A 25,998-nucleotide genomic window follows, 5' to 3' on the forward strand; every position below is an offset into this window, starting at 1 on the left:
GCGGTGCGGTGTCGTCCCGAACCCTCAGCCGCGACCCACGTGGTGACCGGTGAGGCGCGCCGTGCCCGGGGCCAGGTCGGCCCAGCTGCCGTCGTACCGGAACACCGTGGCCGCACTCGTCGGGTAGCCCATCGCCAGCTCGTTCGTCGCCTCGACGTCGCCCTCGCCGTCGTCCAGCAGCTGTGCGAGGTAGGCGACCGTTGGGTTGTGCCCGACGACCAGGACGTGCCGATGAGCGTCGTCGACGAGCCGCACCAGGTCCAGGGCCGTCTCCACGCCGGCGGCGTACAGACCCTCGTCGTACGACGTGTCGACGCCGCGCCAGGCGGCCCCCGCTCCGCGGGAGACGTGCTCGAAGGTCTCCCGCGTGCGCAGGGCGCCGGAGACGAGTGCGTGGTCGGGGACGACGCCGCGGCCCGTCAGCCAGGCCCCGGCCGCGGCGGCGTCTCCGTGACCTCGCCGGGCCAACGGGCGCTCGAAGTCGGAGGGGCCGGCCTGCTCGGCCTTGGCGTGGCGCATCACCACCAGGGTGCGGGGCGTGGACATGTCCTCATCCTATGAGGGTCGATCGGAGTCCCTCTCCTATGGTGTGCTCATGTCTCCTGGGCCCCTCATGATCATCGGCGGCGCCGAGGACAAGCTGCGCGGTCGCGCGATCCTGCGCGAGTTCGTGGCCGCGAGCGGCGGCGCGGGCGCCAGGATCGTCGTCATGCCGACGGCCTCCGCACTCGGGTCGGAGGTCGTGGAGGTCTACGACGCGCTGTTCAGGCGTGAGGGCGCCGGCGAGGTGCTCGCCGTTCGTCCTGAGACCCGCGCCGATGCCCAGGCTCCCGACCTGGTCCGCGTCCTCGACAGCGCGACGGGGATCTTCATGACGGGCGGCAACCAGCTGAAGCTCTCGGCCATCATCTCCGGCACGCCGCTCGGGGACGCCGTCGTGGCCGCCCACGAGCGCGGCGCCGTCGTGGCCGGGACGTCGGCGGGAGCCAGCATCCAGTCGAGCCACATGGTCGCCTTCGGCGGCCCCGGGGCGACGCCCAAGCAACGGATGACCCAGGTTGCCGCCGGGCTGGGACTCCTCCCGTCCACGGTGATCGACCAGCACTTCGACCAGCGCAACCGCTACGGCCGGCTGCTGATGATCGTGTCGCAGTCCCCCCAGCTGCTCGGGATCGGCGTCGACGAGGACACCGCGGCCGTCGTGGAGCACGTCACCGAGGCCGACGGGTCCGAGCACGAGATCCTCTCGGTCGTCGGGAAGGGTGCGGTGACCATCTTCGATCCCGCCCACATCGTGACCAACGCCTACGAGGCCAGCCGATCGGCCCCGCTCCTGGCCAGCAACGTCGTGCTCCACGTGCTGCCGGAGGGCTCCTCCTTCGACCTGGGCACACGTACGCTCGTGCCGCCGCGCCCCGCCGTCGAGTCGAGCGTCGCTGCCGAGCTCGCGGCCGCCGGACGCGACCTACGTCAGCAGGCTCGCGACATCGCCGCCGACGACGCCTCTCCGCAGTCGCTGCGCCGCAGACTGGCGCGCAACCGACGCAAGCCCGACCCCCTGGCCGCTTCCGAGGACGGAGTCACCTCATGACCGAACGCCCCACCCCGGACCTGACCATCACGGAGACCCGCGTCTACCGCGGGGCCAACGTGTGGTCCTACGACCGAGCGATCCACCTCGTCGTGGATCTCGGGTCGCTGGAGGACTACCCCACCAACACGCTGCCCGGATTCACCGACAACCTCGTGGCGATGCTGCCGGGGCTGCGGGAGCACTCCTGCTCGCGCGGGAAGCGGGGCGGGTTCGTCGAGAGGCTCAACGAGGGCACGTGGCTGGGTCACGTCGCCGAGCACTGTGCCCTTGCCCTGCAGCAGGTCGTGGGGCACGACGTCCGCCGTGGCAAGACGCGCGGGGTCAAGGGCAGCACCGGGGTCTACAACGTGGTCTTCGGCTACATCGACGAGCAGGTCGGGCTCGCTGCGTCCCGGCTCGCCGTACGACTGGTCAACCACCTCGTGGAGGCCGACCCCGGCTTCGACTGGGACACCGAGCTGGAGGACTTCATCCGGCGCGCCCAGCGCACCGCCTTCGGTCCCTCGACCCAGGCGATCCTGGACGAGGCCGTCTCGCGAGACATCCCGTGGATCCGGCTCAACCAGTACTCCCTCGTGCAGCTCGGCCAGGGTGTCCACGCCAAGCGGATCCGCGCGACGATGACCTCCGAGACCTCCGCCATCGCCGTCGACATCGCCTCCGACAAGGACCTGACCACGCGCCTGCTCGCGGCAGCCGGCCTGCCGGTCCCCAAGCAGGACACGGTGCGCACCGAGGACCAGGCGGTGCGCGCCGCCGAGCGGATCGGCTACCCAGTGGTCGTGAAGCCGCTCGACGGCAACCACGGCCGCGGCGTGTGCCTGGACCTCCAGGACGAGGCAGACGTGCGGGAGGCCTTCCCGATCGCCCAGGAGCAGTCGCGGCGCGGCTCGGTCATCGTCGAGTCGCTGATCGTCGGCAAGGACTACCGCTGCCTGATCATCGACGGCCGGGTGGCCGCGATCGCCGAGCGGGTGCCCGCCTCGGTCACCGGCGACGGCATCTCCACCATCGAGCAGCTGGTCGACACCGCCAACGCCGACCCACGCCGCGGTGTGGGACACGAGAAGGTGCTCACCCGGATCAAGGTCGATGGCGCGGCCGTCCAGCTGGTGCGTGAGCAGGGCTTCGAGATGACCGACGTCGCCCCCGACGGGCAGGTGGTCAAGCTGGCACTGACCGGCAACATGTCGACCGGCGGCATCTCCATCGACCGCACGTTCGAGGCCCACCCCGAGAACGTCGAGATCGCCGAGGAGGCCGCCCAGATGGTCGGCCTCGACATCGCCGGCATCGACTTCATCTGCCCCGACATCACCGAGCCCGTGCGCGAGACGGGCGGGGCCATCTGCGAGATCAACGCGGCGCCCGGCTTCCGGATGCACACCCATCCGACGATCGGCGAGCCGCAGTTCATCGCCAAGCCCGTGGTGGACATGCTGTTCCCGCCCGGCGCCACCTCCCGGATCCCGATCGTGGCGGTGACCGGCACCAACGGCAAGACCACCACCTCGCGGATGATCAGCCACGTCTTCAAGGGCATGGGCCGCAAGGTCGGGATGACCTCGACCGACGGGGTCGTGATCGACGAGCGTCTCCTGATCCGCTCGGATGCGAGTGGTCCCCGCTCGGCCCGGATGGTGCTGCAGAACCCCCGCGTCGACTTCGCGGTCTTCGAGGTCGCCCGCGGCGGCATCCTGCGTGAGGGCCTGGGCTACGAGCGCAACGACGTCGCCGTCGTGCTCAACGTCCAGCCCGACCACCTGGGGCTGCGGGGCATCGACACCGTGGAGCAGCTCGCGGACGTCAAGGCCGTCCTGGTGGAGGCCGTGCCGCGCGACGGGCACGCCGTGCTCAACGCCGACGACCCCCTGGTGCGCGACATGCGGCGGCGCTGCTCGGGTCAGGTGGTGTGGTTCTCGATGGACGAGCCCGGCTCCGAGACCCGCGACATGATCGATGCCCACTGCCGCCGCGGCGGCAAGGCGCTGGTCCTCAACCCCAGCGAGCGCGGAGAGATGATCGTGGTCAAGCACGGACCCCGCGAGATGCAGCTGGCCTGGACCCACCTGCTGCCCGCCACCTTCGGCGGCAAGGCCCGGATGAACGTCCAGAACTCCCTGGCCGCGGCGGCCGCCGCGTTCGCCGCGGGCGCTCCGCTGCACGACATCCGGCAGGGCCTGCGGACCTTCTCGACCAGCTACTACCTCTCGCCCGGCCGCCTCAACGAGGTCGAGGTCAACGGCATCAAGGTGATCGTCGACTACTGCCACAACGCTCCCGGCATGCGGATGCTCGGCGACTTCGTCGACCGGGTGGGCGACTCCCTGGAGTCCTCCCACGATCTGGCCCGGCCCTCGCGGATCGGGGTGATCGCGACAGCCGGAGACCGTCGCGACCAGGACATGCGCGAGCTCGGCGAGATCGCCGCTGCGCACTTCGACGTCGTGGTGGTGCGCGAGGACGTCGCGCTGCGCGGCCGCGCGCGCGGTGAGGTGTCCGGGCTGGTCACCGAGGGAGTCCGTACGGCGATGGCCGCCGGCTCCCGGTGCAAGCAGGTCGAGGAGGTCCTCGACGAGATCGAGGCCGTCCAGCACGCCATGGCGCGCGCCAACCGTGGTGACCTCCTGGTCATCTGCGTCGACGAGCACGCCTCGGTGATGAGCGAACTCGAGAACTGGTCGTCGCAGGCCCAGGCCGGCTCGGGCGCCTCGCCCGACGCCCCAGGGGCCGACCCCGACTACGCCCCGGCTCCCACGGAGCCCTGAGGTGGCGGCGGCCGAGTCGTGGGGCCGACTGCTCGCCTCGGCCTGCATGCGCTCGGGCACTCCGGGCGCCGTGCTGGGCGTGTGGCACGACGGAAGCCGCACCGTGGTCCCGCACGGCGTGCTCAACACGCGTCCGGGGGTCGAGACGATCGAGGACTTCGTGCTGGAGCGTCGGGCCGTGCGGCTCGAGGTGTTCGAGGACGCGTCGGGGCTCGGGGTCCACATCCGGCCGACCGGCGACTTCGTCCTGGGCACCCCGGAGACCGTACGACTCGTGCCCTGTGACTCGTCGGGTGACCGGCACGTCGCGCGCTCCGAGGAAGGCGACCCGTGGACGCCCTTCACCTTCTCCACCCTGCCCGACGGCACCCCCCAGCTGTTCTTCAGCAGTCGCGTCGCGCCACTGGTCTCCCGACGTCCGCAGGTGGAACGATGAGGATCCTGGACCTGGCCTCGGTGCCGCGGCGACGGGTGGAGGCGCACGGCAGCCGGGGCTTCGACGTCGGCGCGCTCGGCCTGACCGCTGAGGCCCACCTGGTGGTGGTGCGACTCGAGGCCGGGGGTGTGGTCGGGCGGCACCCTGCTGCGGGACGCCAGCTCATGGTGGTGGTCAGCGGTGACGCCCTGGTGGCGGGCTCCGACGGCGTCGAGGTGGCGCTCGTCCCGGGTCAGGCGGCCGTGTGGGAGCCGGGCGAGGAGCACCGCACGAGCACCGTGGCCGGCCTGGTCGGCTTCGTCATCGAGGGCGACGTGGACCTGGCGGCGCCCGGCCATCACGTCGATCCAGGAGACGTCTGAGCTGCGCTGACCCGAACCAGTCCTGCGGGTCAGCCCAGTCCTGCCGGGTGGGTCGGGGTCAGTCCGTGACCGTCACGTCGGCGCGGAAGTCGCGGGTCGTCTCGGCCGCCGACTCCAGGTTGATGCCGTCGACTCGATAGGTGGCGGTCCCGATGCCACCGGAGTCGGCCCAACCGCACACCAGGAGGTCGACGTAGGGCCCCAGGCGCGGGATCGTGCCGCACGCCATGGCCCCGCTGAGCTCACCAGCCGGGACCTCCACCACGTCCACGATGCCCGTCCCGTCGAGATAGTCCTGCAGCGCGTCCTCGGGAGTGCCGACCAGCTCGCGCGCCAGGTCGGTGGAGGCCGGCACGTTGATGCCGTTGTAGACGAGGATGTCGTCGGCCGAGCGACGGTACTGCCCGTAGACCGGCTCCAGCGTCTCGTCGGCCCGCAGGAGTCGCTCGCGCAGCTCGGCCTCCTGGGCCTCCGGGCCGGCGCCCGTCTGCAGGGTCCACAGTCCGGCCTGCTCGGGAGCCACGAGACTCCGGTTGCCCTGGTCCCCGACGTCCTGCGGGACGTTCTCCAGCCGGTCGGGCACCTCGTTGGTGAGCACCACGAGGACGACCGCCGGGATGACCACGATCGGCGGGTAGAGCCACCAGCTCCACGCGGACGTGGAGCGCCACGCCACCAGGGCACAGACCGCCGCGACCAGCAGGGCCGGCCCGGCGACCGCGCCGATCGAGGACACCGTGCTCTGGCCGGGGTTGCGCGAGATGACGAACGGAGCCAGGACCGCAGTCGTCAGGGCTGCCCACGGCAGCACCATCAACCACGCAGAGCGGTTGGGACCGCCCGGGGCGGACCGGTGGCTGCCTTGTCCGGACCGCTCCGAGGGCCCGGGCGCGGCCGAGGTAGCCGGGTCGGCGGTCTCGGTCGGCTCGGGCATGCCCACAGTCTCCCCTACTCCGCGCCGTCACGGCATGCTTGGGCCATGGAGCCGTACGGCGTGGCGCACCTGGTGATGCTCGGCGTCTTCGTCGTCGGTGTCCCGGCGGCCGTGCTGCTCGGGCGACGTGGCCGACGTACGGGTGCCATCATCGTCTCCCGAGCGCTGGCACTGCTCCTGCTCGTCGCTGCCGTGCCCTTCCTGGTGCTGGACCTCGCCACTCGCTTCGAGGTCGGAGTCAGCCTTCCGCTGCACCTCAGCGACCTGGCCTGGATGGCGGCGGCCCTCGCGCTGTGGACCCGGTGGCGATGGGCGGTGGCCCTGACCTACTTCTGGGGTCTGGTCCTGACGACCCAGGCGATCGTCACCCCCTCCTTGGGCGAGGACTTCCCGGACCCGCGCTTCGTCGGGTTCTGGGTCCTGCACCTGCTCGTCGTCTGGGCCGCGATCTACCTGGTGTGGGGACTCGGGCTGGCGCCGCGGTGGCATGAGTACCGGATCGCCCTCGGGCTGACGCTCGGGTGGGCGGTCGGGGCCTACGCGTTCAACCTGCTGGCCGACACGAACTACGGCTACCTCATGCGCAAGCCGTCCAGTGGATCGGCGCTCGACCTCTTGGGGCCCTGGCCGGTCTACGTGGCGGCGGAGATCGCCATCGTGGCCGTCGTCTGGGCGCTGATGACGTGGCCGTGGGTGCATCGCGCGGAGGCCGCGACCTCGGGATCAGGGTGAGGCGGCGGCGCGCACCTTGGCTGCGAGCGTCGGATGGTCGTCGGCGGTGCCGCCGTGCTCCGCGATCCAGTCGTAGCAGCCCTGACGGTCGGCATGGCACATCACGCCCACGACGTCACCGGGCAGCGCCTGGCCGACCAGCGCCGACAGGACCGCCACCTCCGTCGGGTAGGCGGGAACGCCCGAGACGCCCACCCGCTCGGCTCCCGCCCGCATCAGTGCCTCCAGCTCCTCGGTCGAGCGTCCTCGCAGGTACTTCTCCTTGTGACCGATCGCGACGACGTCACTGTCCCGGGCCGCGATCTCGCCGAGCTTCTCGATCAGGTCGTCGGTGCGGTCCCCGACCACCCCGAGACCGAGCAGCAGCCGCCCGCCCTGCTGGCGGACTCCGTTCATGATCTCCATGAGCGCCTCCAGGCCCGCCTCGTTGTGCGCCAGGTCCATCACGACCGACACCGGCGTGGCCTCCTGGGAGGAGGCGGGCAGGCTGAAGAAGTTCATCCGACCCGGGTTGTGCTCCGCGTCGGGCAGGAAGGTGCGCAGGCCCTCGACCACCACGTCACGGGGGATCCCGATCGCCAGCGCGGCCGACGCCGCGGCCAGCGTGTTCTCCACGTTGAAGCGCGAGAGACCCGCGAGGGTCATCGGTACGTCGACGAGCTCGATGAGGGGGTCGGGATCGGCGTTGGCGCGCAGCACCGACACCCAGCCGTCGATGACCACCGTGGCCCGCCCGCGCTCGCTGAGCGTGTCCCGGACGCCGGGCGCGTCGACGTCGCGGGAGAAGACCCATGGCTTGGCGCGGACCGCGGTGCGCATGGCGTAGACCCGAGGGTCGTCAGCGTTGAGCACGGCCCACCCGCCCTTGCGCGTGATCCGCGGCACCACCGCCTTGACCTCGGCGAGCTGGTCGACGGTGTCGATCCCCTGCTGTCCCAGGTGGTCGGCCGTCACGTTGGTGACCACCGAGACGTCGTTGTGGACCAGGCCGATGCCCTTCAACAGGATCCCGCCGCGAGCGGTCTCGGTGACGGCGAGCTCGACCTCCGGGTGCGCCAGCACCCGACCAGCCCCGCTGGGACCCGAGTAGTCCCCGGACTCGACCATGGTCCCGTCGACGTAGATGCCGTCGGTGTTCGACCACCCGACGTGCAGCCCGCGCGTGCGGGCTATGTGGGCGATCATCCGCGACGTCGTGGTCTTGCCGTTGGTGCCGGTCACGGCCACGACGGGCACGTGGGGCGTGATCGTGGTGGGGCCGGGCCCCCGCTCTGCCGCGGCGACGCGTGCGGCCGCCGTACTGACCGCGGACTCGATGTCGGCACCTGGTACGGCGTCCAGGACTGCTCCGACGGCCCGCCCCATCTCCTGCGCACGGATGCGGTGCAGCCACGGGAACGCCACCACCACCTGGTGCGGGTCGCGGGTGGAGCGCACCCGGACCGCGAGCCGGGCCGTGCCGGCCTCCTGGGCCACCTGACGGACCAGCCGAGCGACCGCGCGCATGGCGAACCGCTGGCGGAACCCGGTGTCCGGCGCACCGGGACGCGCCCGCTGCAGACCGATGCGGCGGGCGAAACGCGTCGCGGTCTCCTCGGAGGCCACCGACAGCCCGCCGACGTCCAGGGTGAGCTTGATGGCGGCGCGCGGGAAGTACAGGTTGGGGCCCTCGAGGACCCGGAGCTCGATGAGGGAGGAGACCGTCACCCGCGCGACGTTAGCGCCTGCGTGGAGGAAGACTCACGCGCCCATCGCGTGGAACCCCCCGTCGACGTGGACGATCTCACCGGTCGTGGCCGGGAAGAAGTCCGAGAGCAGGGCGCACACGGCCTTGGCCGTCGGGGCGTGGTCGGAGTTGTCCCAGCCGAGTGGCGCCTTCGTCTCCCACATGGCCTCGAGGTCCTCGAACCCCGGGATCGCCTTCGCTGCGAGGGTCTTGAGCGGTCCGGCTGCGACCAGGTTGACCCTGATGCCCTCGGGTCCCAGGTCGCGGGCCAGGTAGCGCGAGCACGACTCGAGCGCCGCCTTGGCGACCCCCATCCAGTCGTACACCGGCCACGAGACGCTGGCGTCGAACGTCAGCCCGACGATCGACCCACCCTCGCCCATCAGCGGCTTGGCGGCCATCGCCAGGGACTTCAGAGAGTACGCCGAGACCTGCACCGCCTGCGAGACGTCGTCCCAGGGGCCGGTGAGGAACTTGCCTCCCAGCAACGTCTCGGGGTTGCCGTAGGCGATGGAGTGCACGACGCCGTCCAGGTGGGCGTCGTCCCCCAGGTGCTCGCGCACCGCGTCCGCCAGCCCCGCCAGGTGCTCCTGGTCGGTCACGTCGAGCTCCAGCACCGCAGGCTCCACGGGGAGCCGCTTCGCGATGCGCCGCGTGATGCCCAGCGCACGGCCGAAGTTGGAGATCAGCACGGTCGCGCCCTGCTCCTGAGCGACCTTGGCGGTCGCGAAGCCGATGGACGAGTCCATCGTGACGCCCGCCACGAGGATGGTCTTGCCGTCGAGAAGTCCCATGGTTCAGTGCCCCATTCCTAGTCCGCCGTCGACGGGGATGACCGCCCCGGTCACGTATGCCGCTCCGTCACTTGCCAGCCAGGTCACCGCGGAGGCGACCTCGGTCGGGTCGGCGTACCGGCCCAACGGCACCTGGGTGCGGATCGCCGACTTCTGCTCGTCGCTCAGCACCGCGGTCATGTCGGTGTCGACGAAGCCGGGTGCCACGACGTTGGTGGTGATCGAGCGTGAGCCGAGCTCGCGCGCCAGCGAGCGGGCCAGTCCGACCAGCCCCGCCTTGGACGCCGCGTAGTTCACCTGTCCGGGAGAACCGAGCAGGCCGACGACCGAGGAGATCAGGATGATCCGCCCCCGACGAAGCCGCAGCATGCCCTTGGCCGCTCGCTTGGCCAGCCGGAACGTCCCGGTGAGGTTCGTGTCGATGACGCTCGACCAGTCCTCCTCCGACATCCGCAGGATGAGCGTGTCGGCCGTGACCCCCGCGTTGGCCACCAGCACCTCGACCGGCCCCAGCTCGGCCTCGATCGTCGCGAAGGCAGCGTCCACCGCCGCCTGGTCGGTGACGTCGCAGGTGACGTCGAGCGTCCCCGCGGGTGCACCACCGCTACGTGTGGTCACCGCGACCTTGTCGCCCTGGGCCACGAAGGCCTCCGCGATGGCGCGGCCGATGCCCCGGTTGCCTCCGGTGACGAGGACGACTCGGGGTGTCTTGCTGGTGCCCGCAGGGGCTGTCTCACTCACGCTGCTCGACGCTAGCGATTACCGCGGGGTAGTCCTATCCGCGGCTCGGCGCGGGCGCGACCCGACGCGGCTCGCGGCGTCCAGGGGACGTCGTTTGGTCCCAAACGACAAGGATTCGGCCCCGAACGTTGTCGTTTGGGACCAAACGGCACCACCTGGTGCCGACAGCCGGACGGCAGGCCTACTCGTCGTCCTCGAGTCGGAAACCCAGCTTGAGGCCGACCTGGAAGTGCTCCACGGTGTCGTCCTTGATCTGCCCCCGGACCTGGGTGATCTCGAACCAGTCGAGGTGCCGCAGGGTCTGGCTGGCTCGTTCGATGCCGTTCTTGACGGCCTGCTCGATGCTCTCGGGCGAGGTGCCCACGATCTCTGTCAGGCGATAGGTGCGGTCAGTCATGGCCACACCCTAGAGTGCCTGGTCCCGCGCGTAGGCTGAGGACATGGCACGGGAGCACCAAGGGTCAGGCGAGGCGATCCGGATCACGACAGCGGCGGCCAATCGCGCTGACGACATCCGAGCACGTCAGAAGCGCTACCTGCTCTCCATGAGTCTGCGCACGCTCTGCTTCGTGGGAGCCGTTCTCGCCTCGTTGGCCGGCATCGACTGGCTCTGGCCCTTCCTCATCGCCGGTGCGCTGGTGCTGCCCTACATCGCCGTCGTGATGGCCAACGCGGCAGCCAACCTCACCGACGGGTTCAAGCTGCGCGAAGCCGACTTCAGTCGTCGAGAGCTCGAGCCCGGTCGCTCGTCACACGCCTCCGAGCTCTGACGTCGACGCGAGTGAGACGCTGGAGACATGGAACCTGACGTCTGCTCCGCCAAGGGCTGCTCAGCACCGGCCACGTGGCAGCTGCTGTGGAACAACCCCAAGCTGCACACTCCGGAGCGCCGCAAGACCTGGCTCGCCTGCGACGACCACAAGACGTCGCTGTCGCAGTTCTTGAGCGCGCGGAACTTCCTCAAGGACGTCGTCGCCCACTGACCCTCTGGGTCCCGGGACCGCGGCGACAACCCGACAGACTGTCGAAGCCGCGTACGGCGGCTCGGCCTGCGGTGGGGGTCAGCCGCCGATGGCCGACATCGAGCGCGTCGGCTGCAGAAAGGTCTCGTCGTCGATCCCGTGGCCGGGTGCCTTCCCGCGCATGGCGATGACCCACAGGCGGGCGATCTCCTCGTCGTCCGCACCGCGGCGCAGCGCCGCCCGCAGGTCCGACTCGTTGCGAGCGAAGAGACAGTTGCGGATCTGGCCGTCCGCGGTGAGGCGCACCCGGTCGCAGTCCCCGCAGAAGGGCCTGGTGACCGACGCGATCACGCCCACGGTGGCGGGACCGCCGTCGACGAGGAACTTCTCGGCGGGGGCGCTCCCTCGCGGCTCCTCGGCCGGGGTCAGGTCGAACTCCTGGTCGAGGGCGGCGAAGATCTCGTCGGCGGTGATCATGCCGTCGCGCGACCAGCCGTGCTGCGCGTCGAGCGGCATCTGCTCGATGAAGCGCAGCTCGTAGGAGCGCTCCAGGCACCAGCGCAACAGCTCGGCAGCCTGGTCGTCGTTGACTCCGCGCATCAGCACCGCATTGACCTTGACCGGGCCGAGGCCAGCCGCCGCGGCGGCCTCGAGGCCCGCCACCACGTCGTCGAAACGGTCGCGCCGCGTCATCTCGTGGAACGTGTCGCGGCGCACCGTGTCGAGGCTGACGTTGACCCGGTCGAGACCGGCGTCGGCCAGCGCCTGCGCGGTGCGTGCGAGACCCAGCCCATTGCTGGTGATCGAGAGCTCGAGGTCAGGACTGATGGCGCGGGTCCGGGCGACGATGTCGACCAGTCCCCGCCGCACGAGGGGCTCGCCGCCGGTGAACCGCACCTCGTCGACCCCGAGGCGCTCCACGGCGATGCGCACCAGGCGCACCACCTCGTCGTCGTCGAGCACGTCGTCGTTGGGCAGCCAGTCGAGCCCCTCGGCCGGCATGCAGTACGAGCACCGCAGGTTGCAACGGTCGGTCAGGGACACACGAAGATCGGTCGCCACACGTCCGTAGGCGTCGGCGAGCGGAAGGACCTGCATGCCCCTACCCTACGGGTCGTCGGATAGCCCGCGGAGATAGATTTCGGTGGTGCAGTCCTTCCGGTTCCTCCTCAGTCGACGCTGGGCAGTCTTCGCCCTGGTCGTCGTGCTCCTCGCCTACGCGGCGTGGTGGCTGGGCGAGTGGCAGTTCGGTCGGCTGGACGACCGGAAGCAGAGCAACGCCATCATCCGCGCCAACGAGGCCAGGGACCCCGCACCCGTCGACGCCGTCCTCACGCGCGCAGAGGCGGTCGACGAGGATCAGGAGTGGCGCCAGGTGACAGCGACGGGCACCTACGACACGGACAACACGATCATCGTGCGCTACCGCAGCGGACCCTCGGGCGAGCCCGGGGTAGACGTGGTCGTACCCCTGGTGACCGCGTCCGGCAACACGCTCGTCGTGGACCGCGGCTTCCTGCAGATCGACACCCGCTCGGCGGACATCGGGGACGTGCCACCCGCACCGACCGGCGAGGTCACCATCACCGGCTGGGTGCGAGTCGACGGCAGCGGCGACAGCACCGAGGTGGTGGACCTGTCCGCGCGTGCGATCAACTCCCAGCGCATCGGCGAGGCGATCGGTCGACCCACCTACGGCGGTTTCGTCGACCTCACCACGGAGGCGCCTGACCCGGACAGCCCGCTCCTCCTGCGCGAGCTCCCCGAGCTCGACAACGGCCCGCACTTCTTCTACGGCCTCCAGTGGTGGTTCTTCGGGGTGCTCGCGCTGTTCGGCTTCGGCTACCTCGCCTACGACGAGCTCAAGCGGGGTCCCCGGGGCGAGCGCCCTCACCGCCCGCAGCGCCCTCGGCGGCCTGAGCGCGTGCGGCGCACGAACGTGCCGGCTGCCTACCAGCGCAAGGGCTGAGCGCGGCTCGCAGCTCGCGTCAGACGGGGTCGACCACAGCCTCCTCGACGAAGAACTGGGTGCGGTAGAGGTCGGCGTACAGCCCCTCCTGCGCCAAGAGCTCGCTGTGCGTGCCGAACTCCACGATCCGGCCCTCGTCGAGCACCAGGATCTGGTCGGCGTTGCGCACCGTCGAGAGGCGGTGGGCAATGACCAGGGACGTCCGGCCCTCCAGTGCGGCGTCCAGCGCGCGCTGCACCGCCGCCTCGGACTCGCTGTCCAGGTGCGCGGTGGCCTCGTCCAGCACCACGATCGAGGGCGACTTGAGCAGCAGTCGCGCGATGGCCAAGCGCTGCCGCTCCCCACCGGAGAGCCGGTAGCCACGGTCGCCGACGACGGTATCGAGTCCGTCGGGGAGATCGCGGACGAGGCGCTCGACCTGGGCTGCCGCAAGTGCGTCCCAGATCTGCTCGTCGGAGCTCCCGGGACGGGCGTAGAGCAGGTTGGCGCGGATGGTGTCGTGGAACATGTGGGCGTCCTGGGTCACGTAGCCCACGACGTCCTCCAGGGACTGCAGCGTGACGTCGCGTACGTCGTGGCCACCGACGCGCACGGCGCCGCCCTGTGCGTCGTACAGGCGAGCGACGAGGTGGGTGATCGTCGACTTGCCCGCGCCGGACGGACCGACGAGCGCGACCATCTGACCGGGCTCCGCGACGAACCCGACGTCGGTCAGCACCTGGGCGTGCTCGCGCGACTCGGTGCGGCGCAGCGCCTCCAGCGAGCCGAGGGACACGTCGTCGGCCCGGGGGTAGGTGAAGGAGACGTGGTCGAACTCCAGCCGAGCGGCAGTGGTGGGCAGCGCGACCGCGTTGTGCTTCTCCGAGATGAGCGAGGGCAGGTCGAGGACCTCGAAGACCCGTTCGAAGCTCACGAGGGCCGTCATCACGTCGATGCGGACGTTGGAGAGCCCCTGCAACGGTCCCAGCAGCCGCAGCAGGAGGGTCGCCAGGGCCAGCAGCGTGCCGACCGTGAGGGAGCCGTTGATCGCCAGGTAGCCACCCACGCCGTAGACGAGAGCGGTCGCCAGCGCGGGGACCAAGGTCATCGCCGCACCGAAGACCCGGGTGATCAGGGAGATCCGGATGCCGAGGTCGCGCACGTTCGCCGCCTTGGTGCCGAAGAGCGCGTCCTCCTCGCCGCGACGGCCGAACAGCTTCAGCAGCATGGCACCACCGACGTTGAAGCGCTCGGTCATCAGGTTCCCGAGATCGGCGTTGCCGTCCATCTGCTGACGAGTCAGCCCGGCCAGTCGTGCACCGACCCAGCGGGAGACGATGAACAGGATCGGGAAGAGGAGGAGGCACAGGAGCGTGACCTGCCAGCTCAGGAACAACATCGTGATGCCGACGACACCCACCGCGATCACGTTGGACACCGTGCTCCCGAGAGCAGAGGTGAATGCGCGCTGTGCACCGATGACGTCGTTGTTGAGGCGCGAGACCAGCGCACCGGTCTGGGTGCGCGTGAAGAAGGCGAGCGACTGGCGTTGGACGTGACCGAAGACCTGGGTGCGCAGGTCGTAGATGAGTCCCTCCCCGATGCGGGAGGAGAACCAGCCGCCGAGGATCGCCAACGCGGCGGTGAACAGGGCGACTCCGACCATGGCCAGGGCAGCGGTGGCGACGACACCCTTGTCCCCGGCGATGATCCCGTCGTCGACGGCGTACTTCACGAGCAGCGGCAGGACCACGACCATCGCGGCGTCGATGACGGTGACTCCGAGGAAGACGGAGATGAGGCGACGGTGCGGACGGGCGAAGCCGAGGACACGCCGAACGGTCTCGCGGCCCAGCTTGTTGGACACCGCACTACGGTCGGAGCGCAGGTGGCGCCAAGCAGCGGCATTGGGGTTCATGGAGGACATGTGTCCACCTCCTGGTGCGACACCTACTCCGCAGGAGTCATCAGGGCAGCCAGCTCACGGAAACGACGCGTCTGTGCCTCGCGCTCGAGGCGACACTGCTCGTCAAGCTCACGCCCTGCCGCTCCCAGCAGCAGTGCCTTGGTTTCTCGGACCGCACCCGGGAGAGGTGCGGTGAGGGAGGCCACGAGGTCGGCGACCACCGTGTCGAGCTCCGCCTCCGGCACGGCGGTCAGTGCCAGGCCGATGGCGACGGCCTCGCTCGCTCCAACCATCCGTGCGGTGGCGCAGATCTCCAACGCCCTCGCGTAGCCAACCGCCTCCACCAGCGGTTTTGTTCCCGCCAGGTCCGGCACGAGACCGAGCGCGGACTCCTTCATGCAGAACTGGGCGTCGTCGGCGATCACCCGCAGGTCGCAGGCGAGGGCGAGCTGGAAGCCGGCGCCGATGGCATAGCCCCGGACCTTGGCGATCGAGACGAACCGCGGGTCGCTCAGCCAGACGAAGCCGTCCTGGTAGGCACGGATCGTCGAGGAGACCTCGTCATCAGGCAAGGCCAGCAGGTCGGCCACGCTCTCCTGGCCGTCTCCCCCGCCGGGGGTGAGCAGGTTGCGGTCGAGCCCCGCCGAGAACGTCGTGCCCTCGCCCTGGACGACGACGACCCGCACGTCGTCGGGCAGCTCGTCGCCCAGCGCGGCCAGCGTGCGCCACATGGTCGGAGTCTGGGAGTTGCGCGAGGCGGGGCGGTCCAGCGTGATCGTGGCGACAGCGCCGTTGATCTCGAAGCGCAGGCCGGCCGTGGCGAGATCCTCAGGTGTCATGCAGCAGAGTCTAGGGAGGCCCACCGACAGCCGAGGCCGGGCCTCCTGACCCAGGCTAGGCCAGCGAGACGAGGTCGGCGTACCCCTCGTTCCAGAGGTCCTCGTCCCCGTCGGGAAGAAGCAGGACCCGGTCGGGCTCCAGGGCGCGCACGGCACCCTCGTCGTGGGTCACGAGGATGATCGCGCCCTCGTAGGTGCGGATGGCCGCGAGGACCTCCTCGCGCGACGCGGGGTCGAGGTTGTTGGTGGGCTCGTCGAGGAGCAGCACGTTGGCGCTGGAGACGACCAGGGACGCCAGCGCGAGCCGGGTCTTCTCGCCGCCCGACAGCACCGCGGCCGACTTGTTGGCGTCGTCGCCGGAGAACAGGAACGACCCGAGGACCGAGCGCGCCTCGGTGTCGGTGAGCTGGGGGGCCGCGCTCTGCATGTTCTGCAGGACGGTGCGGCTGGTGTCGAGGGTCTCGTGCTCTTGGGCGTAGTAGCCGACCTTCAGCCCGTGCCCCGGGACGACCGCGCCGGTGTCGGGCGCATCGACGCCCGCGAGGATCCGCAGCATCGTCGTCTTGCCCGCGCCGTTGAAGCCGAGGATCACCACGCGCGAGCCCTTGTCGATCGCGAGGTCGACGTCGGTGAACACCTCGAGCGAGCCGTAGGACTTCGACAGCTCCGAGGCCATGATCGGGGTCTTCCCGCAGGGGGCGGGTGAGGGGAACTTGATGCGGGCGACCTTGTCGGCCTGCCGCTCGCCCTCCAGGCCGGCCATCATCTTCTCCGCCCGCTTGAGCATCGACTGCGCCGCCTGCGCCTTCGATGCCTTGGCGCGCATCCGGTTGGCCTGGTCGGTGAGGGTCTTGGCCTTGGTCTCGGTGTTGGCTCGCTCGCGCTTGCGCCGCTTCTCGTCGGTCTCCCGCTGGCTGAGGTAGTTCTTCCAGCTCATGTTGTAGACGTCCATCACCATGCGGTTGGCGTCGAGGTGGAGCACCTTGTTGACGGTCTCCTCGAGCAGGTCGTTGTCGTGGCTGATCACGATGAACCCGCCCTTGTGCGACTTGAGGAAGCCGCGCAGCCACACGATCGAGTCGACGTCGAGGTGGTTGGTGGGCTCGTCGAGGATCAGCACCTCGGCGTCCGAGAAGAGGATGCGGGCCAGCTCGACCCGGCGACGCTGGCCGCCGGAGAGGGTCTTGAGCTGCTGGTCGAGGATGCGGTTCTCGATGCCGAGGCTCGCCGCGATCGTCGCGGCCTCCGACTCGGCGGCGTACCCGCCCCCGGCCTGCATGTCCTCCTCGGCCCGCGTGTAGCGCTTCATCGCCCGCTCGCGGGTCCTCGGGTCGTCGCTGCCCATGTCGTGCTCTGCCTGGCGCAGCCGCTTGACGACGTCGTCGAGCCCACGCGCTCCGAGAATCCGGTCTCGCGCCAGCACCTCGGGGTCCCCGGTGCGGGGATCCTGCGGGAGATAGCCCACGGCCCCGCTGTTGGTGACCGAGCCGCCGGCGGGCTGGGACTCGCCGGCCAGGATCTTGGTCAACGTGGTCTTGCCGGCGCCGTTGCGGCCGACGAGCCCGACCTTGTCCCCGGCCCCGACGCGGAAGGAGACATCCTCCATGAGCAGGCGCGCGCCGACACGGACCTCGAGCTGGTGGGCGGTGATCATGGCGTGCAGCAGTCTCTCTGTGGTGACAGGCAGGAAGTGACCGGTCTGGTGACCGATCGCAGGGGTGAGCCGAACGAGCGGGGAGAACCACGCACCTCGGCTCCGCCTAGTCTGTCAGCCATGCGTTTCAACCCGAAGTCGCGGCTGGACAGGAGCCGGGTCTCCGACGCCGGCCGAGGCCGATCTGCAGGTCGATCCCGAGGGCGCTCCACGTCCTCCGGAGGGATCCCCATCCCCGGCGGCGCCGTCGGTGGTGGCGGGGTCGCCGGACTCGTCATCGCGGTCGTCGTCATCTTCTTGGTCAGCCAAGGAGGCGATGACATCCCCGGCCTGGGCGCAGACAGCGGCTACGACACGAGTGCCTTCGGCGACACCGGCCGCTACGACGGGTGCCGGACCGGCGAGGACGCCAACGCCAGCTCCGACTGCGCCCGCGTCGCGGTCGAGAACTCCCTGACGGACTTCTGGGCCGACGAGCTCGGCCCGCGGTTCCGCCCGGAGGAGGCCATTGTCACATTCTCCGGAGGCGTCGACACGGCCTGTGGTGGTGCCTCCTCCGACACGGGGCCGTTCTACTGCTCGGCCGACGAGACGATCTACCTCGACGACGCGTTCTTCGACGACGTCCTCGCGGGCGCCCTGAACGGACCCCGCGGGGCCTTCGTCGAGCCCTACGTCCTCGCCCACGAGTACGGCCACCACATCTCCTACCTCATCGGCACGCTCGGGCAGGTCACCGGGGACAAGGGCCCGCAGAGCAGCGGGGTGCGACTCGAGCTCCAGGCCGACTGCTTCGCCGGTGTCTGGACCAAGCACGCGACCGAGACCGAGGACGCCGAGGGCAACGTCTTGCTCCTCGAGCTCAGCCAGGACGACATCGACACCGCGCTGGCCGCAGCCAAGGCGGTCGGCGACGACTACATCCAGCGGCAGTCGGGTCGCCGCGTCGACGAGGAGGTCTGGACCCACGGGTCCTCCGAGCAGCGTCGGACGTGGTTCATGGTCGGCTACGAGCAGGGGACGATGCAGGCGTGTGACACGTTCGGCATCGAGACGGTCTAGTCAGTCGACCACTGGTCGAGGCGGTCATCCATCTCACCGGGCTTCGACGCGCTCGCGCGGCTTCGTTCCTCAGCCGCGTCGCTTGCTCAACCTCGTCTCGCGACGCAGCGCGCTCGTGCCTCGCGCCCTGCTGCTCGCTTGACTACCACCCCAGGAGAGCCTCGATCTGGGCGAACTGGCGCTGCAGCGTGCGCAGGTGCGGCGCCACGGCCGGGTGGCGATACTTCGATGCCAAGGCCCCCTCCCCCGTCGCGACGCGGGCCAACGCCCACTCGGCGCGTCCCAGAGCCGTGTAGACCGCCGTGATCTGCGCCCCGAGGAGGACGTCGTCGCGCGCCGCGACGCCGTCGGGGAGACCCATCAGGTAGGCGTCCAGCAACGGCTCGAACTCCTCGCGTGCGCCCAGCGAGAAGAATCCCAGGTCGCCACCGACCGGGCCGACGCCCAGCGTCGCCCAGTCGATGGCCAGGGCGTCGTCCCCACGGCGCCCCGGCACGTTGGCCAGGGTCGGGTCCCCGTGTGCAGGCACCTGAGCCAGCGCTTCCAGCGCGGAGAGGAACGTCTCGCGGCGTGACCAGAGGCTGTCGGCGATGTCGGCCACCGTCGTGCGCGCCAACGTCGGCCAGCCCCCCGCACGGTGCTGGGTGGCTGCCAGCCGCGAGCGCAGCAGGCCCTGAGCCAGGAAGGTCGGACGAGGAAGGTCGGAGCCCGCGAAGCGCCCGAGTGAGAGAGCCACGAACAACCCGGTGACGGCCGCGTCCTCGACCCACTCCCGGGTGATCGTGATCCCCTCGGCATCCTCCTCGACCGTCGCCGCCGCCGCGCACAGGCCCACCGTGCGGGCGGTCACGCCAGTCGCGAGCACGTCGGCCTCGCGTCGCCAGTATGCGACGTGGCGCGGGTCGCTGAGCTCGCCCGGGTCGTGGGGAGAGGGCACAGCGAGGCGCTTGATCACGACGGGATGGTCTCCGACCGCGGCACGCCAGACCCCGACGGTCGACGGGGCGGCGCCTCCGGGCAGAGCGACCCACCCCGGCTCGGGCTCCCACATGGGAACGACGCTACTGGACACCACGCCGACAACCGGGCACATTCGCCCAGTTCAGCGCGGGTCAGGCGTTCGTGACGTCCACCTGGATCGCCTCGGCGTCGATCACCGACTGCTCCAGCACGCCCCGTCGTGGATCGGGGACGGCGAGCCAGGGGTCCACCACCCGAAGTCCGGACAGCCGAGGATCACCGAGGACCTCGCCCACCGCCCCGTGATCCCCTCCGGTCACCACGGGGCCACGGCAGTCACCGAGGATCCGTACGGCGTGCTCGGCAGCCGCCTCATAGGCCTGACGCGCCTGGTTGTCCCGACGCCGGGCGAAGCGCTGCTGCGACTGGCCGCCGGCCTTGGTCCGGCCCTGAACGTGGCGCTGACCGGTCTTCGACTCCCCCATCACCGCGCCGCTCATCCGGGACATCGCGAAGCCGCCCTTCCGCACGAGCAGCACACCCCAGTCGTCGGGCCGCACCAGGGCCGCTACGAGGTCGTCGGGCGCGGCACGGCCGTCGTACACGAGGCCGAACGGCAGTCGAGCCGTCACGTGCGAGCCGTCGTCGGCGGTGCCCAGGAGCGCGCCGTCCTCGACCCGGTAGGCCGTCCGGCCGTGGCCCCGCTCGAAGTTCTCGCACCACCGCAGCCAACGGGTGGTCGGGACGAGGACGCTGACCATGCAGTGAACCTACGGGTTCATGAGATCAGCTGCGACGTCGCCCGGCGAGGTCCAGCGTCCAGTAGGTGCACTCCTCCTGTGCGACGTGCTCCGCCCCGCGGTGATCGCGTCGCCGCACCTCGTCGACGGGTGTCAGGCCCGGACGAAACGCCCAGCCCAGCCGCTGGACGATCGTCAGCGCCGCATCGTCGTCGGCCAACAGGGCGAGCCCGACCAGGGCGGCCCCCTTCTCCTGGGCAACGCCCGCCGCCGCTCCCACCAGCGCCGTTCCCACTCCACGTCGGCGGACCCGGTCGGCCACGTTGAGGAGATGGACCTCCGGGTGCGCACCGACGCTCGCGCGGACGTCGGGGAACACCGAGGCCGACTCCAGCAAGATGTGGCCCACGACCTGGTCGCGGTCCCAGGCCAGCAGGTAGGTCGCTTCTCCCGCCTGCTGCCGCTGCCATCGTGCAAGATGGTCCGCTCGCCCACCGGTGGGGAGCGCGTGCTCGGCGGCTGCCACCTCCGCCTCGCCGCTGCACGGGCGCACCTCCACCGGGAGGTGGTCGCGCTCGAGCGACCGGTGGAACCACACCGTCTGCCAGTGCCACTCCGGGCTGTCCTCGCGCCAGGTCTCGGACCACTCCAGAGCGCGGTAGAAGCCCAACGCCTCGGGCTGGTGGTCGCCGACGTCGAGGAGCAGGTCGGTGAAGCCGTGATGGCGTGCCGCCCCCTCGAGGGCGACCATCAGGCTCCTGCCCACGCCGCGGCGTCGCACCGCGGGGTGGACCCGGATCCGCACCAGCCGACCCAGCCGGGGACGCCCCCGGACGGGTCGGAGTCCGCCGACCCCCACCACGTGTCCGTCCTGCACGGCGACGAAGAGGTCGCCGCCCGCTCCCAGGACCGTGGCAGCGGGATCGACGAGGTCCGCCGGCCCGGTCGGAGGCACGCGACGCTCCCGCAGGGGCACCGGGACGGTGGGGTCCTCGGTGACTCCGGCGTCGGGCAGGTGGGCCAGGGCCCACAGGGCGGGGAGGTCGTCCGGCTCGTACGGGCGTACGTCGATCATCGCCCCACCATGCCAGGTCCGGCGCCCCAGCGGGCTCGTGCCGGGTGCTGCGCGCGCATGACCCGAGTTCGGCTCACTCGGGTCTCGACCCGCCGTCGCGGGCTCGCAGGCTCACCCGCGGGCTCGCTCGACCTCTTCGGGTCGCGTCCCTGCTCGCTTCGCTCGCAGGTCCGCGCCTCAGACGTTGAAGCCGAGGGCGCGCAGCTGCTCGCGCCCGTCGGGGGTGATCTTGTCGGGACCCCACGGCGGCATCCAGACCCAGTTGATGGCCACGTCGTTGACCAGGCCCTCCAGGGCCGCGTTGGTCTGGTCCATGATCACGTCGGTCAGCGGGCAGGCCGCCGACGTCAGGGTCATGTCCAGCACGCAGTTGCTGGTCTCGTCGAGATGCACGTCGTAGACCAGGCCGAGGTCGACGACGTTGATGCCGAGTTCGGGGTCGACGACGTCCTTCATCGCCTCGGTCACGTCGTCGACCGAGATGGTCGCGGTGCCACCGGCCGACCCCGAGGCCTCGGGGACGTCGGGCAGGTCGCTGTGGTCAGCCATGCTGTGCCTCCTGGGGTTGGCTCTCTGAATGGCCCTGCGATTGCGTGGTGGCGTCTTTCCAGGCCATCCACGACAGTAGTGCGCACTTCACGCGCGCGGGAAACTTGGCGACGCCGGCGAACGCGATGCCGTCCTCGAGGACGTCCTCGTCCGGCTCCACCTGACCCTTGCCCTGCATGAGGGTCAGGAAGCTCTCGTGGATCGCCATCGCCTCCTCGACCGGCTTGCCGATCACGAGGTCGGCCATCACCGAGCACGACGCCTGGGAGATCGAGCAGCCCAGCGCGTCGTACGACACGTCGCTGACCACGCCGCCGTCGAGGTGGACGCGCATCGTGATCTCGTCGCCGCACGTCGGGTTGACGTGGTGCACCTCGGCCTCGAACGGGTCGCGCAGACCCGCGTGGAGTGGGTTCTTGTAGTGGTCCAGGATGATCTCCTGGTAGAGGCTGTCGAGGTCCTGCCCGGGTGCGTTGGTCATCTCACTCATCCCAACTTGAAGTAGGAGCGGGTGTATTCCAGCGCCTCCACCAAGGCGTCGATCTCCGCCGGCGTCGTGTAGAGGTACGACGACATCCGCGTCGAGCTCTGGACACCGAAACGCGCGTGGGCGGGCTTGGCGCAGTGGTGCCCAGCGCGTACTGCGACCCCGCGGGCGTCGAGCACCTGGGCGATGTCGTGGGGGTGCACGCCGTCGACCTCGAACGAGATCGCCCCGCCTCGCTCGGCCGCGTCGAGGGGGCCGAGGACCCGCAGGCCGGGCACGGTCGCCAGCCCGTCGAGCGCGTAGGCGGTGATCGCGTGCTCGTGGTCGCGCACGGCGCCCAGCCCGAGCTCTCCGAGGTAGTCCACAGCCGCCCCCAGGCCAACGGCCTCGACGATCGGCGGCGTGCCGGCCTCGAAGCGGTGTGGGATCGGCGCGTACGTCGAGCCTTCCATCCGGACGGTCTCGATCATCTCGCCCCCGCCGAGGAACGGCGGCAGCTGGGCGAGCAGGTCGCCTCGCCCCCACAGCACGCCGATGCCGGTGGGGCCGACGACCTTATGCCCGGTGAAGGCGATGACGTCGGGACGCTCCATCGGCTCCATGGCAGCCAGGTCCGTCGGCATCTGCGGTGCGGACTGGGAGGCGTCGACGACCACGATGGCGCCCACCTCGTGGGCGCGACGGGTGATCTCGGCAACCGGGTTGATGGTGCCCAGCATGTTGGAGACCCACGTGAACGAGACGACCTTGGTGCGTTCGGTGATGAGCTCGTCGATGGTGGAGAGGTCCAGGTGGCCCTCGTCGGTGAGCCCGAACCAACGCAACGTGGCGCCCTTGCGCTCGGTGAGCAGCTGCCACGGAACGATGTTGGAGTGGTGCTCCATCTCGGTGATCAGCACCTCGTCCCCCGGACCGACCGCCAGGTCGCCGGTCGCCCACGCCAGCGAGTTGGCGACCAGGTTGAGCGCCTCGGAGGCGTTCTTGGTGAAGATCACCTCGTCGCGGCGCGGTGCGCCGATGAAGGCCGCCACCTTGTCGCGCGCGGACTCGAACGCCTCGGTCGACTCCGCGCCGAGCTGGTGCATGGCCCGGGAGATGTTGGCGTTGTGCCGCTCGAGGTGGTCGACCATCGTGTCGATGACGACCTGGGGCTTCTGCGAGGTGTTGGCGCTGTCGAGGTAGACCAGCGGCAACCCACCCGCGAGCGTGCGCTCGAGGATGGGGAAGTCCTTGCGGACGATGTCCAGCTGGGGCAGCAGTCCCTCGATCATCGCGTTCTCCTCGTCAGTGCGCAGCGGTGGGCCGGTGGGGCTCAGGCAGGGGCCGCGTTGGCCTTGATGTAGCGGTCGTAGCCGTTGGCTTCCAGCGCCTCGGCGAGCTCGGGGCCGCCCTGGTCGGCGATCTTGCCGTCGACGAAGACGTGGACGAAGTCGGGCTCGATGTAGCGCAGGATGCGGGTGTAGTGGGTGATCAGCAGGACTCCCTTGCCCTCCTGCTCCCGGTATCGGTTGACACCCTCGGAGACGATCTTGAGCGCGTCGATGTCGAGTCCGGAGTCGGTCTCGTCCAGGATCGCGACCTTGGGGTTGAGCAGCTCGAGCTGCGCGATCTCGTGGCGCTTCTTCTCACCACCGGAGAAGCCCTCGTTGACGTTGCGCTGGCTGAACGTCGGATCCAGGTTGAGCTGGCCCATGGCGGCATTGACGTCCTTGACCCACGTGCGCAGCTTGGGCGCTTCGCCGTCGATGGCCGTCTTGGCGGTGCGCAGGAAGTTGGCGACCGAGACACCGGGCACCTCGACGGGGTACTGCATCGCCAGGAACAGCCCGGCGCGCGCGCGCTCGTCCACGCTCATGGCGAGGACGTCCTCGCCGTCGAGCGTGACGGTACCGCCGGTGATGTCGTACTTGGGGTGACCCGCGATCGAGTAGGCCAGCGTGGACTTGCCCGACCCGTTGGGGCCCATGATCGCGTGCGTCTCGTTGTCCTTGATGGTCAGCGTGACGCCCTTGAGGATCTCCTTGGGGCCGTCATCGGTGCTGACCGAGACCTGCAGGTCCTTGATCTCCAACGTGCTCATCAGTTGTCTCTTTCTGCTCGAAGTTCAGGTGTCCTCAGGACGGCGTCACGCCGTTGAGGGTGGTGGCGGTGTCGACGTAGACCGAGCCGTCGCGCAGCTCCACCGGGAAGGTGGCCACGGGCTCGGTGGCCGGCAGACCCGTCGGCTTGCCCGTGCGGAGGTCGAAGCGCGATCCGTGTAGCCAGCACTCGACCGTGCACCTCTCGACCTCGCCCTCGGACAGGGAGACGGCCGCGTGGCTGCAGAGGTCCTGGAGGGCGAAGATCTCCTCGCCCTCACGAGCCACCGCGACGTCGTACTCCCCGATCGTGACGGCGAGCGCCTCGTCGGCGGGGACGTCGGCGACGGCACAGGCCCGCTCGAAGCTCACTGGCCCGCCCGGAGGACGTTGCGAGCGAGCTCATCCTCGACCGTGGCGGTCAGCTGCTCCTCCAGCGACGGCACCCCGACCTTGCGGATGAGGTCGTTGAAGAAGCCGTGCAGCACCAGGCGGCGCGCCTCCTTCTCCGAGACCCCGCGCGAGCGGAGGTAGAAGAGCTGCTCGTCGTCGAAGCGGGCGGTGGCCGAGGCGTGCCCGGCACCCTCGATCTCCCCGGTCTCGATCTCCAGGTTGGGCACGGAGTCGGCCTGGCAGCCGTCGGTGAGGACCAGGTTGCGGTTCTCCTCGTAGGTCTCGATGCCCTCGGCGACCTTGCGGATCAACACGTTGCCGATCCACACCGTGTGCGCCTTCTCGCCTTGCAGAGCCCCCTTGTAGAGCACGTTGCTCTTGGTCTTGGGCTGGTTGTGGTCGGCGAACAGCCGGTGCTCGAGGTGCTGGCCCTCGTCGGCGAAGTAGAGGCCGAGCAGCTCCGCGGAGCCACCGGGCGCGGCGTACTCGACGTTGGCGTTGAGCCGCACGACGTCACCGCCGAAGGTGATCGCGGTGTGCTTCACCTCGGCGTCGCGACCGACCAGGATCGAGTCCCGCCCGAGGTGCACGGCGTCGTCGTCCCAGTCCTGCAGGGAGACCACGTTGACCGTGGCGCCGTCGCCGACCAGCACCGACGTCGTGGCCGAGTAGCGCGCGGAGCCGGTGTGCATCAGGACCACGGTCGCCTTGGCGAACTTGCCCACGCGCAGCACCAGCTGGCTCCACACGAGGTCGTCGACCGACTCGCCGTGCAGTCGGATGAAGATGGGCTCGGTGATCTCGGCCTCGGCCGGTACGTCGATGAGCCGGGCGCCGCCGGACAGCTCCGCGGCCAGGGCCGAGGGACGGTCGTTGGGCGCGAGCTCGCCGATCTCGCGGGCCTCGGCCTGAGAGATCGTCGACAGGGTCACGCCGTCGGGCAGGGTGGTGTCCCAGGTCAGGCTGGCGTCGGAGGCCTCGCCGTCGAGGATCCCCCGCAGGCGCTTGAGCGGGGTGAACCGCCAGATCTCCTCGCGCCCGGTGGGCACGGGGTGGTCGGCGAGGTCGTACGACGGGGGCGGGTTCAGGTGAGAGACGCTCAGGTGGCCGTCCTTCTTGTCCTGCTCCAGCCCCGAGGTCACGCTCTCGCGGGCAGCATCGGTCACAGTCACTACGGATTACTTCCTAGTCGATTGGGGGCCCTCCGCCGTCCGCCGGCGCACCGGCGGGCGAGGAGGAGCAGGGCGCAGGCCCGAGG

Annotated in this window: 28 protein-coding genes; 9 read left to right on the forward strand and 19 right to left on the reverse strand. The window is 70.3% G+C overall.

The features are described 5' to 3' along the window. Positions 1 to 24: 24 nt before the first annotated feature. The gene (locus Q1K33_RS05865) at positions 25 to 546 is read right to left on the reverse strand and encodes a histidine phosphatase family protein (RefSeq protein WP_300401641.1); all 522 of its coding nucleotides are present in this window, start codon (positions 544 to 546) and stop codon (positions 25 to 27) included. 49 nt (positions 547 to 595) lie between these two features. Between Q1K33_RS05865 and Q1K33_RS05870 the strand changes: the two genes are divergently transcribed. From Q1K33_RS05870 to Q1K33_RS05885, 4 genes are read left to right on the forward strand one after another with little or no spacing between them, the layout of a single operon-like run. Beyond that, positions 596 to 1,591: a cyanophycinase gene (locus tag Q1K33_RS05870; RefSeq protein ID WP_300401643.1), complete on the forward strand. Its 996-nt coding sequence runs from the start codon at positions 596 to 598 to the stop codon at positions 1,589 to 1,591. Then, the gene (gene cphA, locus Q1K33_RS05875) at positions 1,588 to 4,362 is read left to right on the forward strand and encodes a cyanophycin synthetase (protein WP_300401644.1); all 2,775 of its coding nucleotides are present in this window, start codon (positions 1,588 to 1,590) and stop codon (positions 4,360 to 4,362) included. Before Q1K33_RS05870 ends, cphA begins: the two co-directional genes overlap by 4 nt. Position 4,363: 1 nt before the next feature. Further along, positions 4,364 to 4,798, forward strand: a complete 435-nt coding sequence (locus Q1K33_RS05880) for a hypothetical protein (RefSeq protein ID WP_300401646.1) — start codon at positions 4,364 to 4,366, stop codon at positions 4,796 to 4,798. Next, on the forward strand, positions 4,795 to 5,160 hold the full coding sequence (locus Q1K33_RS05885) for a cupin domain-containing protein (protein ID WP_300401648.1): 366 nt from the start codon (positions 4,795 to 4,797) through the stop codon (positions 5,158 to 5,160). Before Q1K33_RS05880 ends, Q1K33_RS05885 begins: the two co-directional genes overlap by 4 nt. A 58-nt stretch (positions 5,161 to 5,218) precedes the next feature. Here Q1K33_RS05885 and Q1K33_RS05890 read toward each other — a convergent pair whose 3' ends face one another. Then, entirely contained in the window at positions 5,219 to 6,094 is an 876-nt protein-coding gene (locus Q1K33_RS05890; protein ID WP_300401651.1) for a hypothetical protein, read from the reverse strand. Positions 6,095 to 6,139: 45 nt separating this feature from the next. Between Q1K33_RS05890 and Q1K33_RS05895 the strand changes: the two genes are divergently transcribed. After that, positions 6,140 to 6,826 carry a TIGR02206 family membrane protein gene (locus Q1K33_RS05895; protein ID WP_300401653.1) on the forward strand — a complete coding sequence of 229 codons (687 nt, stop codon included), beginning with the start codon at positions 6,140 to 6,142 and terminating at the stop codon, positions 6,824 to 6,826. Here Q1K33_RS05895 and Q1K33_RS05900 read toward each other — a convergent pair. The 4 genes from Q1K33_RS05900 to Q1K33_RS05915 all read right to left on the reverse strand — a co-directional run bounded on the left by Q1K33_RS05900 (position 6,818) and on the right by Q1K33_RS05915 (position 10,484). After that, positions 6,818 to 8,533 carry a Mur ligase family protein gene (locus Q1K33_RS05900; RefSeq protein WP_300401656.1) on the reverse strand — a complete coding sequence of 572 codons (1,716 nt, stop codon included), beginning with the start codon at positions 8,531 to 8,533 and terminating at the stop codon, positions 6,818 to 6,820. The two genes, Q1K33_RS05895 and Q1K33_RS05900, sit on opposite strands and share 9 nt — an antisense overlap. 33 nt (positions 8,534 to 8,566) lie before the next feature. Continuing rightward, the gene (fabI, locus tag Q1K33_RS05905) at positions 8,567 to 9,346 is read right to left on the reverse strand and encodes an enoyl-ACP reductase FabI (protein WP_300401658.1); all 780 of its coding nucleotides are present in this window, start codon (positions 9,344 to 9,346) and stop codon (positions 8,567 to 8,569) included. 3 nt (positions 9,347 to 9,349) lie between these two features. Continuing rightward, entirely contained in the window at positions 9,350 to 10,087 is a 738-nt protein-coding gene (locus tag Q1K33_RS05910; RefSeq protein ID WP_300401661.1) for a beta-ketoacyl-ACP reductase, read from the reverse strand. 181 nt (positions 10,088 to 10,268) lie between these two features. Continuing rightward, entirely contained in the window at positions 10,269 to 10,484 is a 216-nt protein-coding gene (locus Q1K33_RS05915; RefSeq protein WP_300401664.1) for a dodecin, read from the reverse strand. 43 nt (positions 10,485 to 10,527) lie between these two features. Between Q1K33_RS05915 and Q1K33_RS05920 the strand changes: the two genes are divergently transcribed. Together Q1K33_RS05920 and Q1K33_RS05925 are read left to right on the forward strand one after the other, a co-directional pair. After that, positions 10,528 to 10,857 (forward strand): DUF3099 domain-containing protein, encoded by a 330-nt coding sequence (locus Q1K33_RS05920; protein WP_300401667.1) that lies wholly within the window; start codon positions 10,528 to 10,530, stop codon positions 10,855 to 10,857. Positions 10,858 to 10,884: 27 nt separating this feature from the next. Continuing rightward, positions 10,885 to 11,070 carry an acetone carboxylase gene (locus Q1K33_RS05925; protein WP_300401670.1) on the forward strand — a complete coding sequence of 62 codons (186 nt, stop codon included), beginning with the start codon at positions 10,885 to 10,887 and terminating at the stop codon, positions 11,068 to 11,070. A 78-nt stretch (positions 11,071 to 11,148) separates the two neighbouring features. Here Q1K33_RS05925 and moaA read toward each other — a convergent pair whose 3' ends face one another. After that, entirely contained in the window at positions 11,149 to 12,147 is a 999-nt protein-coding gene (gene moaA, locus Q1K33_RS05930; RefSeq protein WP_300401672.1) for a GTP 3',8-cyclase MoaA, read from the reverse strand. Positions 12,148 to 12,196: 49 nt separating this feature from the next. On the opposite strand from moaA, the gene Q1K33_RS05935 reads away from it, so the two are divergent. Further along, on the forward strand, positions 12,197 to 13,018 hold the full coding sequence (locus Q1K33_RS05935) for an SURF1 family protein (RefSeq protein WP_300401674.1): 822 nt from the start codon (positions 12,197 to 12,199) through the stop codon (positions 13,016 to 13,018). Positions 13,019 to 13,037: 19 nt separating this feature from the next. On the opposite strand, the gene Q1K33_RS05940 is transcribed toward Q1K33_RS05935, so the two are convergent. Genes Q1K33_RS05940 through Q1K33_RS05950 form a run of 3 tightly spaced genes read right to left on the reverse strand, consistent with a single transcriptional unit; the run spans position 13,038 to position 17,396 of the window. Further along, positions 13,038 to 14,924, reverse strand: a complete 1,887-nt coding sequence (locus Q1K33_RS05940; protein WP_300401676.1) for an ABC transporter ATP-binding protein — start codon at positions 14,922 to 14,924, stop codon at positions 13,038 to 13,040. A gap of 23 nt (positions 14,925 to 14,947) precedes the next feature. After that, on the reverse strand, positions 14,948 to 15,742 hold the full coding sequence (locus Q1K33_RS05945) for an enoyl-CoA hydratase/isomerase family protein (protein WP_300401678.1): 795 nt from the start codon (positions 15,740 to 15,742) through the stop codon (positions 14,948 to 14,950). A 55-nt stretch (positions 15,743 to 15,797) separates the two neighbouring features. Next, complete coding sequence (locus tag Q1K33_RS05950; RefSeq protein WP_300401681.1) at positions 15,798 to 17,396, reverse strand: ABC-F family ATP-binding cassette domain-containing protein; 1,599 nt, start codon at positions 17,394 to 17,396, stop codon at positions 15,798 to 15,800. A 120-nt stretch (positions 17,397 to 17,516) separates the two neighbouring features. Here Q1K33_RS05950 and Q1K33_RS05955 point away from each other — a divergent pair, with 120 nt between their 5' ends. Next, the gene (locus tag Q1K33_RS05955) at positions 17,517 to 18,458 is read left to right on the forward strand and encodes a neutral zinc metallopeptidase (RefSeq protein ID WP_300401684.1); all 942 of its coding nucleotides are present in this window, start codon (positions 17,517 to 17,519) and stop codon (positions 18,456 to 18,458) included. 142 nt (positions 18,459 to 18,600) lie between these two features. On the opposite strand, the gene Q1K33_RS05960 is transcribed toward Q1K33_RS05955, so the two are convergent. The 9 genes from Q1K33_RS05960 to sufD all read right to left on the reverse strand — a co-directional run bounded on the left by Q1K33_RS05960 (position 18,601) and on the right by sufD (position 25,906). Then, entirely contained in the window at positions 18,601 to 19,509 is a 909-nt protein-coding gene (locus tag Q1K33_RS05960; protein WP_300401686.1) for a phosphotransferase, read from the reverse strand. 61 nt (positions 19,510 to 19,570) lie between these two features. Further along, positions 19,571 to 20,179 (reverse strand): acVLRF1 family peptidyl-tRNA hydrolase, encoded by a 609-nt coding sequence (locus tag Q1K33_RS05965; RefSeq protein ID WP_300401688.1) that lies wholly within the window; start codon positions 20,177 to 20,179, stop codon positions 19,571 to 19,573. A 25-nt stretch (positions 20,180 to 20,204) separates the two neighbouring features. Further along, complete coding sequence (locus Q1K33_RS05970; RefSeq protein WP_300401691.1) at positions 20,205 to 21,233, reverse strand: GNAT family N-acetyltransferase; 1,029 nt, start codon at positions 21,231 to 21,233, stop codon at positions 20,205 to 20,207. A gap of 177 nt (positions 21,234 to 21,410) precedes the next feature. Beyond that, a complete protein-coding gene (locus Q1K33_RS05975) occupies positions 21,411 to 21,782 on the reverse strand; it encodes a metal-sulfur cluster assembly factor (protein WP_300401693.1) in 372 nt (123 codons plus the stop codon). After that, on the reverse strand, positions 21,775 to 22,263 hold the full coding sequence (gene sufU, locus Q1K33_RS05980; RefSeq protein ID WP_300401695.1) for a Fe-S cluster assembly sulfur transfer protein SufU: 489 nt from the start codon (positions 22,261 to 22,263) through the stop codon (positions 21,775 to 21,777). The genes Q1K33_RS05975 and sufU overlap by 8 nt, the downstream gene beginning before the upstream one ends. 5 nt (positions 22,264 to 22,268) lie before the next feature. After that, positions 22,269 to 23,528 (reverse strand): cysteine desulfurase, encoded by a 1,260-nt coding sequence (locus Q1K33_RS05985; protein ID WP_300401768.1) that lies wholly within the window; start codon positions 23,526 to 23,528, stop codon positions 22,269 to 22,271. A gap of 53 nt (positions 23,529 to 23,581) precedes the next feature. Further along, the gene (sufC, locus tag Q1K33_RS05990) at positions 23,582 to 24,349 is read right to left on the reverse strand and encodes a Fe-S cluster assembly ATPase SufC (protein WP_300401697.1); all 768 of its coding nucleotides are present in this window, start codon (positions 24,347 to 24,349) and stop codon (positions 23,582 to 23,584) included. Between the two features lie 34 nt (positions 24,350 to 24,383). Next, positions 24,384 to 24,719: a non-heme iron oxygenase ferredoxin subunit gene (locus Q1K33_RS05995; RefSeq protein WP_300401699.1), complete on the reverse strand. Its 336-nt coding sequence runs from the start codon at positions 24,717 to 24,719 to the stop codon at positions 24,384 to 24,386. Next, entirely contained in the window at positions 24,716 to 25,906 is a 1,191-nt protein-coding gene (sufD, locus tag Q1K33_RS06000) for a Fe-S cluster assembly protein SufD (RefSeq protein ID WP_300401701.1), read from the reverse strand. Before sufD ends, Q1K33_RS05995 begins: the two co-directional genes overlap by 4 nt. Positions 25,907 to 25,998: the final 92 nt, after the last annotated feature.

The organism is Nocardioides sp., from assembly GCF_029937575.1.
GTDB lineage: Bacteria > Actinomycetota > Actinomycetes > Propionibacteriales > Nocardioidaceae > Nocardioides.